Source organism: Bernardetia aquimarina (genome assembly GCF_042180575.1).
Taxonomy (GTDB): Bacteria; Bacteroidota; Bacteroidia; order Cytophagales; family Bernardetiaceae; genus Bernardetia.
Genome location: NZ_CP170094.1, coordinates 365,023 through 377,869, shown reverse-complemented (window position 1 = coordinate 377,869; position 12,847 = coordinate 365,023). Strand labels below are relative to the sequence as shown.

The 12,847-nt window shown below is 31.6% G+C and carries 11 protein-coding genes; 9 read left to right on the top strand and 2 right to left on the bottom strand.

Annotated elements, in window-relative coordinates; all coding sequences use genetic code 11:
* The first annotated feature begins 140 nt into the window (after positions 1–140).
* From ACE193_RS01500 to ACE193_RS01480, 5 genes are all read left to right on the top strand, one after another.
* Positions 141–1,118 carry a calcium/sodium antiporter gene (locus tag ACE193_RS01500; RefSeq protein ID WP_375561255.1) on the top strand — a complete coding sequence of 326 codons (978 nt, stop codon included), beginning with the start codon at positions 141–143 and terminating at the stop codon, positions 1,116–1,118.
* A gap of 570 nt (positions 1,119–1,688) precedes the next feature.
* Positions 1,689–2,225: an RNA methyltransferase gene (locus ACE193_RS01495; RefSeq protein ID WP_375561254.1), complete on the top strand. Its 537-nt coding sequence runs from the start codon at positions 1,689–1,691 to the stop codon at positions 2,223–2,225.
* A gap of 30 nt (positions 2,226–2,255) precedes the next feature.
* Entirely contained in the window at positions 2,256–2,789 is a 534-nt protein-coding gene (locus ACE193_RS01490; RefSeq protein WP_375561253.1) for a hypothetical protein, read from the top strand.
* A gap of 28 nt (positions 2,790–2,817) precedes the next feature.
* Positions 2,818–4,911 carry a response regulator gene (locus ACE193_RS01485; protein ID WP_375561252.1) on the top strand — a complete coding sequence of 698 codons (2,094 nt, stop codon included), beginning with the start codon at positions 2,818–2,820 and terminating at the stop codon, positions 4,909–4,911.
* A 127-nt stretch (positions 4,912–5,038) separates the two neighbouring features.
* Complete coding sequence (locus ACE193_RS01480; protein WP_375561251.1) at positions 5,039–5,272, top strand: MGMT family protein; 234 nt, start codon at positions 5,039–5,041, stop codon at positions 5,270–5,272.
* A gap of 410 nt (positions 5,273–5,682) precedes the next feature.
* Here ACE193_RS01480 and ACE193_RS01475 read toward each other — a convergent pair whose 3' ends face one another.
* Entirely contained in the window at positions 5,683–6,402 is a 720-nt protein-coding gene (locus ACE193_RS01475) for an SDR family NAD(P)-dependent oxidoreductase (RefSeq protein ID WP_375561250.1), read from the bottom strand.
* Between the two features lie 309 nt (positions 6,403–6,711).
* On the opposite strand from ACE193_RS01475, the gene ACE193_RS01470 reads away from it, so the two are divergent.
* The 4 genes from ACE193_RS01470 to ACE193_RS01455 all read left to right on the top strand — a co-directional run bounded on the left by ACE193_RS01470 (position 6,712) and on the right by ACE193_RS01455 (position 12,306).
* On the top strand, positions 6,712–7,794 hold the full coding sequence (locus ACE193_RS01470) for a transposase (RefSeq protein WP_375558860.1): 1,083 nt from the start codon (positions 6,712–6,714) through the stop codon (positions 7,792–7,794).
* Between the two features lie 39 nt (positions 7,795–7,833).
* On the top strand, positions 7,834–8,037 hold the full coding sequence (locus ACE193_RS01465; RefSeq protein ID WP_375561249.1) for a DUF6132 family protein: 204 nt from the start codon (positions 7,834–7,836) through the stop codon (positions 8,035–8,037).
* Between the two features lie 160 nt (positions 8,038–8,197).
* A complete protein-coding gene (locus ACE193_RS01460; protein WP_375561248.1) occupies positions 8,198–8,725 on the top strand; it encodes a flavodoxin in 528 nt (175 codons plus the stop codon).
* Between the two features lie 278 nt (positions 8,726–9,003).
* Positions 9,004–12,306, top strand: a complete 3,303-nt coding sequence (locus ACE193_RS01455) for a hypothetical protein (protein WP_375561247.1) — start codon at positions 9,004–9,006, stop codon at positions 12,304–12,306.
* 82 nt (positions 12,307–12,388) lie between these two features.
* Here ACE193_RS01455 and ACE193_RS01450 read toward each other — a convergent pair whose 3' ends face one another.
* A complete protein-coding gene (locus ACE193_RS01450) occupies positions 12,389–12,811 on the bottom strand; it encodes a hypothetical protein (RefSeq protein WP_375561246.1) in 423 nt (140 codons plus the stop codon).
* Between the last annotated feature and the right edge of the window lie 36 nt (positions 12,812–12,847).

Genomic DNA, 12,847 nt, shown 5'->3' with positions numbered 1-12,847 from the left:
CCTTCATCTATTCAAAAGGTGTGATAGTCTAAAAATGGGTTCTTTTTAATTCCTTTGGTTCATGGTTTGTTATTTACTCAGAAAAACAAAACAGTTTAGGAAAACAATCTAAATCATTCTATTCCAATAATCATTTCATAATGGATTATCTTATTTTTATAGTTAGTGTCATTGTTCTTGTTAAGGGAGCAGATTGGGTAACTGACGGTGCTTCATCGATAGCCAAACGCTTTAATATTTCTGACCTTATTATTGGTCTGACGGTTGTTTCGATTGGTACTTCTGCGCCTGAGCTTGTTGTCAATCTTTTTGCCTCTTCTAGTGGAAGCTCTGACCTTGCGATTGGAAATGTTTTGGGAAGTAATATTTTTAATACATTGGCTATTTTGGGTATTTGTTCTATGATTTCGCCCATTTTTGTAAAGCGTGCTACTGTTCAGATAGAAATTCCTTTAGGACTTTTGGCTGCTTTGGTGCTTGGTATTTTGGCTAATGATATGCTTATTGATGGTTCTAGTAGCTCTATTCTGACAAGAAGTGATGGAATTATTTTACTATTTTTCTTTGTAGTTTTTATGTATTATACATTTTTCTCAGCACAGAAAGATCAAAAGTTATCTATTGAAGAGGCTGAAGAAATACAAAAGTTACCTTTAGGATTATCTGTTTTGATGCTTCTAGGTGGTTTTGCTGGTCTTATTGGAGGGGGAAAATTTATGGTAGATGCAGCCGTAGAAATTGCAAAATCATGGGGAGTAAGCGAAGGAATAATTGGACTAACCGTAGTGGCAGCAGGAACGTCTTTTCCTGAGTTAGTGGTATCTGTTTTGGCAGCAAGAAAAGGCAGTGCAGATATGGCTATTGGTAATGTAGTAGGTTCAAATGTTTTTAATATCTTTTTTGTCTTGGGAATTAGCGCAACTGTAAGACCAATTCCATTTAGTCCCAATATAAATAATTTAGATATTGTAGTTACTGCTCTAGGTTGTTTGATGGTAGTTGCTTTTGTATTTTTGGGAGAAGGACGAAAAATAAGCCGAGGTGAAGGTTCAATCCTTACTCTTGGTTATGTTGTTTATATTGCTTATTTGATTTATCAACAAGTTGGATTTGTTTAAATAAATTAGTATAAGTGTTGGTGGGGGCATAACAAATGGTCGCACAACAAAAATAAAAATAGGGGTAAAACCTATTTATGTCATAAATACAAACCATAATAAAATTTAATAAAGAAATAGCTAATTTTTGTCATAATTGAGAAAGTTTTACAAGAAACTCAATTATGGCTTTTTTTATTCAAATGTAAAATATTTTGCCAAAGGAATGATATAAATAAAAAACAAGATTTTTGTAACTTTGCATCAAATAAAATTATATGGTTATCTGACAATTTTTGTAAAATTTTGATTTTTACTCCGTTAGGAGTTTCTTTTTGGTAGAAAAATAGAAACGTTAAAACTCATCTACTCCGTAGGAGTTGCATAGCATTTTTTACTACCTATTCTAAATGCTACCAATGTGTAGTTCCTAACAGAACAGAATACAGTTTCTAGCTTCTTAACTTTGTTACCAATATCAATTTCCTATGGAACATGAAGGCAAATAAGTGTATTAATGGTAGTTGTTAACTACCCATGTTGCACGTTCCACAAAAATTGTCAGATAACCAATTATATCAATGATTATTTATGAAACAACTTTCCTTAGAAAATCTCAACAGAATTGGAGTTGAAGAATTTAAAGAACAAAAAAAGCAACCGATAGTTATTGTCTTGGATAATGTCAGAAGCGCACATAATGTAGGTGCAGCTTTCCGAACTTCTGATGCTTTTTCTATTGAAAAAATAGCTTTGTGTGGTATTACAGCCAAACCTCCACACCGAGAAATTCAGAAAACAGCTTTAGGTGCAACAGAATCCGTAGAATGGGAATATTTTGATACAACAAATGAAGCGATTGATGCTTTACGTAAAGAAGGGTATTCTATTTTTGCTATCGAACAAACGACTGAAAGTCAAAAATTAAATACATTTTTACCCAAAAAAGAAGATAAATATGCTTTTGTTTTTGGTAATGAAGCCTTTGGAGTGGATGCAGAAGTATTACAAAATTGTGATGCTGCTTTAGAAATTCCTCAATTTGGAACAAAACATTCTCTCAATGTTTCTGTAAGTTTGGGGATAATTCTTTGGCATTGTACAGAAAAAATGAATATATTTAGTTGAAATTATTTTTTAATAGGCTAATTCAATCTAATGCGAGTACTACTTTTTTTATTTCTTTTGATTCCGTTGTATTCATTTGGACAAAATATTACAGATTCTTTATTAGCTACCTTTTATAATAAGACTTTATCTATTTCATTTTTAAACAAGACAGAAAATGAGCCAAATAATCGGATTCTTATTAGAACAGAATTTGATAAAAACTTATTAATACAACAAAATAACTTAAATCAATTTATTTTTTTTGATAAAAAAACGAGTTATCATTCAGTATTAAGTAAACCCTTCAAAAAAAATGCAGGTAAAATGATTTATCATATTAGTCATAAGTTTTTTGGTAGTGATACAGTCGATATAAATATAGGAAGCTGGGTAATTAAATCTATAAGTAGAAAAAAAATTGCTTTAGCTGCTAATTGTGGAGGAACAATGGGTTATATTCCTGATGCAAGATTTATTTTTGATAGAGATACAAAAAAATGGAATTTGATAACTGGAAAAGAAATAAGAGAACAGAAAAGAGCTGAGCTAAGAAGATTTTTTAACAAGGAGATAAAAAACTAAAAATTATATTTTAAAGAAATTTTATAAAATGTCTGATTCCCTAGATAATACAACTAATTCAACGACTTTACTTTCTGATTCTGAAACAGAAATAAATACAAAGCCTAAAAAAACATCTTCTATTCTCTATGTCGATGACGAAGAAAGTAATTTGCGTATTTTTAAAAGTTCGTTTAGAAGGCATTATACTATTTTTACGGCTATTTCTGGAAAAGAAGGATTAGAGGTTTTATCAACTAATGATATTCAGCTTGTTATTTCTGACCAAAAAATGCCAGAAATGACAGGAGTAGAGTTTTTGGAAAGAGTCGCTGAAAGTTATCCAAACACAGTTCGTATTATTCTGACAGCTTATAGCGATACAGAGGATATTATGCGAGCTATCAATAAATGTGGAATTTTTAGGTATTTGGTAAAGCCTTGGAATAAAGACGAAATGCTTTTGACTATTGATAAGGCTTTAGAAACCTATTCGTTGCGTACCGAAAACAGACAATTAGTAAATGCACTCAAAAGTGCTAATGAAGATTTGGAAAGCAAAGTGAGGGAGCGCACTTCCGAACTTATGGCAACCAATGATGATTTGAAAAAGGCAAAAGAACAAGCTGAGGCTGCTACAAAAACAAAAGAACAATTTTTGTCGACGATGAGTCACGAAATTAGAACGCCTCTAAATGCTATTATTGGCATGACACATCTTTTGAAAAATGATAGTTTGGAGGGTGAAATGGCTGAAAATATAGAAATTTTGGAATTTTCGGCACAAAATTTACTTTCGCTTATTAATAGTGTTTTAGATATTTCGAAGATGGAAGCTGGTAAAATGGCTTTTGAGCAAGCAGAATTTGATTTGCCTTCTTTGATTCAGAATACAGTCGAAATTTTTAAAGCTCGTGCTGATGAAAAAAATATTCTTCTTCGTAGTAATATCGACAAAACCATTCCTAAATCATTACTTGGAGATTCGACACGCCTTTCTCAAATTTTGAATAATCTCATCGGAAATGCAATTAAATTTACCGACGAAGGAACAGTTACTATTACAGTCAGACTTTTACACCACAAAACAGAAAAAGTAGAATTATTATTTGCCGTTTCTGATACAGGAATTGGTATTTCATCAGAGAAAATAAATTCTATTTTTGAAGATTTTTCTCAAGCAGAAGAAGATACTTCTCGCAAATATGGAGGAACAGGTTTAGGATTAGCGATTACAAAACAGCTTGTAGAGCTTCAAGGAGGAACAATCAATGTGATGAGTACAATGATGGTGGGCTCTACGTTTAGTTTTCAACTTGGTTTTCAGCTTGGAAAAGTACAAGCCATTACAGCTAATCTTCCTGATGCTACTCATATCAAGAATTTGAGAGGCGTAAATATTTTGATTGTAGAAGATAATAAAGTCAATCAAATATTAGTAAAGAAGTTTTTGAATAATTGGGGTGCAAAATATCAAGTAGCTGAGAATGGAGAAATGGCAGTAGATTTATTTAAAAAGAATGATTTTGATGTTATTTTGATGGATTTGCAAATGCCTGTTATGGATGGTTATGAGTCTGCTCGTCAGATGCGAATTTTAGAGCAAGAAACAAATAAATTTACTCCAATTATTGCCCTAACAGCTTCAACACTTCTAAATGAAAGAGAGCGAATTGTTCAAGTGGGAATGAATGATTTTTTGAGTAAACCGTTTAATCCCAACGAGTTATATCAAAAAATTGCACAACATAGTTATACACAACTTCAAAAACAAGTTCCATTAATCCCACAAGAAAATGATAAAAAGGGAAGTTTGAATTATGCTTATTTCAAAAATTTAGCTGGTGCAGATAAAGAATTTTATACAGAACTTTTAGAGTTGAGTGAAACAGATTTAATTGAATTTAATCGAATTTTGGCATCTACTCATTTACCTGATTATGAAACTCAACTTGCCTTAGTTCATCATAAAATACGTGCTACATTGCGTCTTTTGGAAGTAAAAGAATTAGAAACTCAGATAAATCAACTTCGAAGAATGCTTTCACAAGGAAATCAAATAAGTAAAGTAACAGATAGAATACAAGCGATTCAGGAAAGTATCAAAACAGCCATTTCAGAAATACAAAAAGAAAGAAGATAAATCAGTTATCAGTAAAATATTAAGTTATTTAATGAGTAGCTAGATTTCCACAATATTGGATTTTCAAACCTAACTATTATGGAAAAAAGAAATTTTCAGTTGTGTTCTTTATTGTCTGATATTTTTTGTGGAAGTCGGCAGTGAAACACTGAAAACAGCAAAGGCTATTCGTATTGTTGCTTCGGCAAATGGAATTTGTCATAGAGTTATTGGAAAAGATGGAAAACTGACAGCTTATGAAGGCGAATTAGAACGCAAAAAAATGACTTTTTATAAAGAAATCAATAAGAAGGGATTACGTTTTTTCTATTGTACCCTACCTTTTTTTAAATTAAAAAATAGTTTTATTTTTTCTATCTAAATTACCATTTTGTCACTTAAAAAATCAGATTTGGTAATTAATTATCGTGCATTTATACTTTCGGTCTGCTCTAACGAGACGAACCTACTTTTAATCAAGGTCAGCCCGAAAGGGCAGTACCGATGATTGAAAAATAGCATAACTAATTGACAGTCAGTAAGTATAATACCAAGAATGCTATTGCTATCGTAGGTAAATTTTGTCTCATAATTGCAAATATCACTCATGTAATCGCAGTACTCGCTAATCAAAATAATATTTTTGATAGAATGTTGAGTTTGGAATTGGTAGAAAAGAAATAGTTATTAACGGTTAGTGATTAGTTATTAATGTTTACTTATAAATGAATTAAATAATTCAATGTATTTGTATTCCACTAATAATTAATCACTAAAAACTAATCACTATTACTAAACGAGTTTTATTTTTCCCATTCCTCCATCAACTCCTAATATTTGTCCTGTTATCCAAGTGCTTTCATCGGATAATAAAAAGGCAGCAGCAGCAGCCAAATCTTCGGCTGTTCCTACTCTTCCTAGTGGGTGGCGTTTGTCAGATGCTTCTCTTTTATCTTCTGTAGATAACAATGATTTTGCTAGTGGTGTATCTGTGAGCGAAGGAGCAAGTACGTTTACTCGTGTATTTTGTGAAGCTAATTCGGCAGCTAATGATTGTGCCAAACCTTCGACTGCAGATTTTGCTGTGGCAATGCTCGCATGAAAATTCATTCCTACTTTTGAAGCGACGGTACTAAAAAGAACAATACTACTTGTATCAGCTTTTTTCAATGCCTTCAAACTATGCTGAATTACTTTTACTGCACCAAGTACATTTACTTGAAAATCATTTTCAAAATCCTTCATTTTTAGTCGTGCAAAAGGCTTTAAATTTATACTTCCTGCACAATAAACCAGTCCGTGAAGCTCATCAGGAATCTGCAAATTATCAATTTCTCCTGTTACATCAAGCTCTGTATGAGTAGAATTTATTCCCTCTGGTTTGGTTCGTGAAGCTGTAAAAAGGGTAGCTCCTTGATTTTCAAGTTGTTTGGCAAGTGCGTGTCCGATGCCAGAACTTGCTCCAATGATTAATATATTTTTGCCTTCAAAATTTGAGGTACTTCCGTTCATTATCTATATAAAAAATAAGTTTGAAAAATTTGTTTTTGATTTTTATTTGTAATGAAATGTAGCAAGGAATTGTTTTGAGAGAATCAAAAACCCTTTAATTCCTTAAAATAAAAACAATCAGAAGAGGAAAATGGTAATTTAGAAGGATTTTAAATAACTTTTCAATACCTTTGCAAAAACTCAAAGGAATAGAATTGTTAAGATATTTTAAGAAAAATCAGACACATCAAAACTTTGAGGTTCTTTATGATTTTAGTTGCAAATGTTTAAATTAGCATTTATTTTCTCTTTATTACAAATATCATTTTTATGGATAGTGTAATTGTTTTTGATGAATTATTACATATTGTCGCTCCTTTTCATATTCGTCAAATTGATAAAGATGAATTAGCCAAAAAGGTTCATGTTTATGTTGAAGTTTGTTCTACTTACCGTCCTTCTGCTTTTGAAGACTGGCGTATTCATAGCTATAAAGATAGAGAGTGGGAGCATTTAAATATTTTTGAATATCGCTGTTTTATTCATTGTAAACTACCTATTTATCAAAACAAAATTACTAAAGAAACTTCTCAACTTAAAGTAGATTTTTCTAGAGAGTTTTCTCGTTTTACTCTACTTTATGAGCAAAAAGTAATGGATTTACTAAAAATATATCATTGTTTTCAAAAAGTAGCTAAACAACTAGGTATTTATACACAGCGAGTGGAACACATTTATCACTATTATACGCAAGACTTAAATGAAAATCCACCTCTAGGAGCAGTTAGAAAAATAGGAGCAGATGAAACTTCTACTAAAAAAGGACATGATTATATCACTTCTTTTATAGATATGGAAACTTCAAAAATAATTGCAATAGAAGATGGGAAATCAGGGGCTACTTTTGAGCAATTAGCTCTACACCATCCTAATCCTAATACAGTAAAGGAGATTTCTATTGATATGTCTCCTGCTTTCATTAGTGCAGCCAATGAATATTTTCCAAATGCAGCTCTTACTTTTGATAAATGGCATGTAATTAAGTTATTATACAAACACTTAGAAAAGTTAAAGAAAACACCAATTTATGATAGTCTAGTACTTAGTATGGAAAAACTTGAAAGTTTTTACGAGAACAAATCAATAGAAGAAGCCAAAGCACAATTACTGTTTATGGCTGATTTTGCAGAAGAAATAAAACCCAAAAATCCATTCACAAAGACAATATATCGTCATTTTGAAGGTATTATAAATTACTTTTCTTCTAAACTAACAAATGGTATTTTAGAGGGAATTAATTCAACTATACAGGTAATTAAAAGAGTAGCTAGAGGATTTAGATACACTCATAATTTCAAGAAAATGATACGATTTATTTTTAGTGATAAAGTGTATTTGCAACCGAATTCATAAAGAACCAACTTTGAAAACAAATCAAATCAACATTCAATTATGAATATTCTAAAAAAACAAAAACTCATTATTATTGGTGCAACTCTAGGCGCAATCGTTGGCTTTTTCTACTGGAAAGAAGTCGGCTGCTTGACTGGAAGTTGTGCAATAAAATCAGTTTGGTATAATATGACAGCTTACGGACTGCTCTTAGGTGGACTTTTTGGCTCAATCATTCAAGGACAATTCAAGAAGAAAAAATAGAATTTTTAATTGATTTAATCATTATATATAAAAAAGAAGAATTTTTAATTAAGGATATAATTAGGGTGCATAATGTCCCCTAGAATTTGATTTATTCAATTCGTAATTAGCTTACGCTGAATAATTATTTCGTAATTGATAATTCGTAATTAAATAAAGTATGGCAATTATAGGACTTTTTTACGGAACAGATACAGGAAATACCGAAACGGTATCAATGCAAATTAGAGAAATGCTAGGTGGCGAAGAAGTTGTCGATTTATACAATTTTGGCGAACACGACGCACAAGCAGTTATTCCTTACGAATATTTGATTTTGGGCGCACCTACTTGGTATGATGGCGAACTTCAAAGCGACTGGGAAGAAATTTTACCAGAGTTTGAAAACATTGATTTCACAGGAAAAAAAATTGCTATTTTTGGTCTTGGTGACCAATGGGGCTATGGCGAGTGGTTTTGTGATGCAATCGGAATGATAGGCGAAGTCATCGAAAGCAAAGGAGGTGAACTGGTCGGTTTTTGGTCAAAAGAAGGCTATGACTACGAAAACTCAAAAGGAGAACGTGATGGAGTATTTATGGGGCTTGCCATAGATGAGGACAATCAACCCGAAATGACACAAGAACGCTTGAATGCGTGGCTTCCTCAGATTTTACAAGAATTTGGATTAGAAGTCGAAACAGAGTAAATAAAGTTAGAAGTATGAATTTAGATTTGAATTCCTACTACTTTAATTCTAAAATTTAGGAAATCATCATAAACCGATTTTTTAACAAAGATTTTTCTTCTAACGTTATTATTTTTAGGCGAGAGTAATCTACTTTCGCCTATTTTTTTGCTATTTAGTATCAAGTTTTCACAACTTTTTGCAATGTTTATCATTTATATAACGTAAAGACTTTTAAACAGCAAAATATATTTTACTTGTAGGTTAAAGGCTTGTCTTTGACTGTATTTATAATTTTTATGAAAAAAAATATTTTTTTATCTGCCTTATCATTTTTAGTTATCCTTTTTTTAGGATTTTCTAATATAGTTTCTGCACAACAATTTCCAACTGACCAAGACCAGTTTGGAAAAAATCGTGTTCAGTATCAAAACTTTGATTGGAAATACATTACCTCGGATAATTTTGAAATTTATTATTATGAAGGAGGTTATGAAATGGCTCTTCTTACAGCTCGTTATGCCGAATCTGATTTTGGTAGAATGACGCAGTTTTTGGGCTTTGCACCTTATAATAAAACTAAGATTTTTGTCTATCGCTCTATCGGCGAACTTCAACAGAGCAATATCGGAATCAATGACCAAGATTTTAATATTGGAGGACAGACTAATTTAGGCAAATCAGTGGTAGAAATTGCTTTTTCAGACTATAGAGAAGCCTACCGAAAAGAACTTTTAAGAGAAATTTCAGCCTCATTACTTTCTGAGATGATGTATGGAGGAAGTTTGAAAGAAACCTTACAGAGTTCTTTTCTGCTTAGTTTGCCTGATTGGTTGATGTCTGGAGCTGCAGCTTATACAGCAGAAGGTTGGAATATAGAAATGGATAATTTTGTTAGAAGCAACCTAATGGCAAAAAAATTTCCTTATCCAGAGAGTTTTAGAGGCAAAAATGCTCGCCTTGTTGGTCAATCGCTTTGGAATTTTATTGTAGAAGAATATGGACAAACAACTGTTTCGAATATTCTTAATCTGACACGTATTGTAAGAAGTGAAAAAGAAGGAATTCAAGGAACTTTGGGCATTGATTATCAAACTTTTTTAAGAAGATGGGAAGCATTTTATCGCAATCAATACAAAGACATAGATAAATACTCTACTTTTGAAAAAACTAATTTGATAGCTACTTCAGCAGAATCCCAATATATTCATCATCCTCGTTTTAGTCCTGATGGAAATCTTTTGGCGTATGCAGAAAATAATCAAGGAAAATTCAGAATTTATGTAGAGGATGTAAATGGTTCTACAAAAAAGAAAAACAAGAAATTCATAAAAGGAGGACTATTTGTAATCAATCAACGTTACGATGAAAACTCACCTTTAATGTCTTGGAAAAATAGTAATGAATTAGGTGTTTTATCCTACTCAAAAAATAAATATTTCCTCACAATATATAACTTGAATGGAAAGGAAACAGGGAGTTATCAAATAAAGACACTAGAAAATATTCAAAGTTTTAGTTTTGATGAGCAAGGACAAACAATCGTTTTGAGTGCCACACAGCGAGGGAAATCAGATATTTTCACCTTTGATTTGGGGGCAAACCGTCTTTCCAAAATCACAGATGATAGCAATGATGATATTGATCCTTCCTTTTTAAAAGGAAAGAGTAATCAAATTGTCTTTAGTTCCAATCGAAGAAGTGATTCCCTCAAAACATCTCCTACTATTGAGCAATCTCCTTATTTTAATCTTTTTGTGTATAATCCTGCTGAAAAGGAAGTTTTACAACAGCTTACCAATCAGAATAGTAGTGCCACACAGCCAATTTCTATTGATGAGAATACCATTTTATATGTTACAGAAGAACTTGGAATTCGTCATCTATTTTTGCATACCTTTCCAAAAGAAGAAGGAAAAATGGGTGTAAATGCTCAAGTTTCTTCTTTTTTTATAGGAATTGAAGATTATGACTATGACTTAGAAAAAGAAAAAATTGCCTTTGTAGTTCGTGAACAAGACCAATTAAAATTATTAACTACCACAATAGCTCCCAAACACGAAATATTTACAGGAAAAACATACCGAAGTCAGCTTTTAGATGCTCGTTTTTTGAGAGAGCTAAGAAAACAAGAAAATCAAGAGGAAGACAAACAAAAGAAAGATAATAAAAATGATAATATAGATTTGGGGAATGATAACTCTCAAAACTCTTCTTCTGATACTACCAAAACACAAGACAAAAAAGAAAAAGATGGTTATGAGTTTGATACGTATGGAAATACGCAAAACGAGAACGAACCTACACGAAAAAAACGTCTTCTGAAAGATTATGATTATTTTGCACAGCGAGCAAAAGATAAAGAAAATCAAAAAATAACTGTTAGAGGACCTTTAGAGTATCATAATAAATTTGCCTTTGAAAGAAGTGTAACAACGATTGCACTTGACCCTCTACGTAATTTTGGTTTGCTTTTAGAAGTTTCGATGAGTGATGCTCTTGAAAATCATAAATTAAAAGCAGGATTATTCAATCGTGGCTTTTTCGATATTCAAAGTGGAATGCTCTTCGCTGAATATAAATATTTAAAAAATAGAATTGATTATGGCGCACGTTTTGACCGTCAAGGCTATGAACTTTTGACACCTTTTTTTATTCATAGGTATTATTTGAGTAAACTATCTGGAACAATTTCTTATCCATTAAATGTAACTACACGAGTTACTCTATCGCCATTTTTGGCACAAAAGCAATTTTTTGCTACTAGCGAAATCAACCCAGCCGTACAGGCTTTTCCAGACAAAATCACTCGTTATGGAGGTACAAGTGCAGAATTTGTATTTGATAATAGTACCATTACAGGACCCAATACATTAGAAGGTTCGAAATTTAGAGCTACCATTGACCATTATCAAGGTTTAAATTATAGTAATGAAACATTTACTAATATTTCGATTGATGCTCGTCATTATATTCCACTTGGAAGAAAAGTAACTTTAGCTGCTCGTTTTGCTTATGGAAAATCGTTTGGAAATGCACCTAAAAACTTTAGATTAGGAGGAGTAGATAATTGGATTTTCCAAAGACAGCCTAGTCCTGATGAGTTATCACAAACTGACCCTTTTTACTTGGATACTGATGATCCGACAGCGTATGAAAATGATTATAGTGATTATTTATTTTTGCGTTATGCTACACCAATGCGTGGTTTTGATTACACTAAACTTTCAGGCAACAACTTTTTACTTACAAATATAGAATTGCGTGTACCGATTGCACAGCTTTTATATAGAGGAACAATTCGTTCTACATTCTTCCAAAACTTACAGTTTATTGCCTTCAATGATATTGGTTCAGCTTGGACAGGAATTAGTCCCTTTAATAGAGAAAATGCACTTAATACAGTAGAAGTTGGAGGAGAGCAAGGAAATCCATTTTATGCCAAAGTATCTAATTTTAAAGACCCTTTTTTGTGGGGATATGGGATTGGAGTACGTAGCAAAATATTTAATTACTTTACTCGTTTTGATACAGCTTGGGGGGTAGAAGATGATGTAAGAGGACAAGCAAAGTTTTATTTGAGTATTGGATATGATTTTTAGGAATATGATTTTTATGGTTTAAAGCCAAAACACTCAATAACAAATTTTATTGAGTGTTTTTTTGTAGATAACAATTCAGATTTTAAAAATTATTCATCTCAGAGATAATAACGCTTGCCATTGCAATAACAAAAAGAATAAATATCAAAATCATTGAAATTCCAATGGATTTGAAATAAGATTTGAGATTTTGAATAGCTTTTTGTAAAACAATAGTATCTAATTCTGCTAGAGATTTTTCTGTTTTTCTAGCAAAAATAAAGAGGTAAAGTAATGGTATAATAAAGACAGACAGCATAGCCCATAAAACAATAGCATCTTCTAAAATAAACTCATTTTGTATTACCATTAATAAAAAAAGTAAAGAAAAAGTAATTACAGCTAATAACCCTGTTATTGAAATAAACTTTGACCAAAAAACTATTGTTTTTAAAAGTTCCTTTGATGGATTATTGATTCCAAATTGAGAAGAATCATCAAAAATATTTTTATCTAAATTTTCCATATTTTTAATCAAAAAATATAAACACCTTCATTATTG

Excerpts from the sequence above, each read along its gene's own strand:
- ACE193_RS01455 (WP_375561247.1), top strand. The coding sequence starts at position 9,004 with ATGAAAAAAAATATTTTTTTATCTGCCTTATCATTTTTAGTTATCCTT.
- ACE193_RS01470 (WP_375558860.1), top strand. The coding sequence starts at position 6,712 with ATGGATAGTGTAATTGTTTTTGATGAATTATTACATATTGTCGCTCCT.
- ACE193_RS01475 (WP_375561250.1), bottom strand. The coding sequence starts at position 6,402 with ATGAACGGAAGTACCTCAAATTTTGAAGGCAAAAATATATTAATCATT.
- ACE193_RS01490 (WP_375561253.1), top strand. The coding sequence starts at position 2,256 with ATGCGAGTACTACTTTTTTTATTTCTTTTGATTCCGTTGTATTCATTT.
- ACE193_RS01485 (WP_375561252.1), top strand. The coding sequence starts at position 2,818 with ATGTCTGATTCCCTAGATAATACAACTAATTCAACGACTTTACTTTCT.
- ACE193_RS01495 (WP_375561254.1), top strand. The coding sequence starts at position 1,689 with ATGAAACAACTTTCCTTAGAAAATCTCAACAGAATTGGAGTTGAAGAA.
- ACE193_RS01460 (WP_375561248.1), top strand. The coding sequence starts at position 8,198 with ATGGCAATTATAGGACTTTTTTACGGAACAGATACAGGAAATACCGAA.
- ACE193_RS01450 (WP_375561246.1), bottom strand. The coding sequence starts at position 12,811 with ATGGAAAATTTAGATAAAAATATTTTTGATGATTCTTCTCAATTTGGA.
- ACE193_RS01500 (WP_375561255.1), top strand. The coding sequence starts at position 141 with ATGGATTATCTTATTTTTATAGTTAGTGTCATTGTTCTTGTTAAGGGA.
- ACE193_RS01465 (WP_375561249.1), top strand. The coding sequence starts at position 7,834 with ATGAATATTCTAAAAAAACAAAAACTCATTATTATTGGTGCAACTCTA.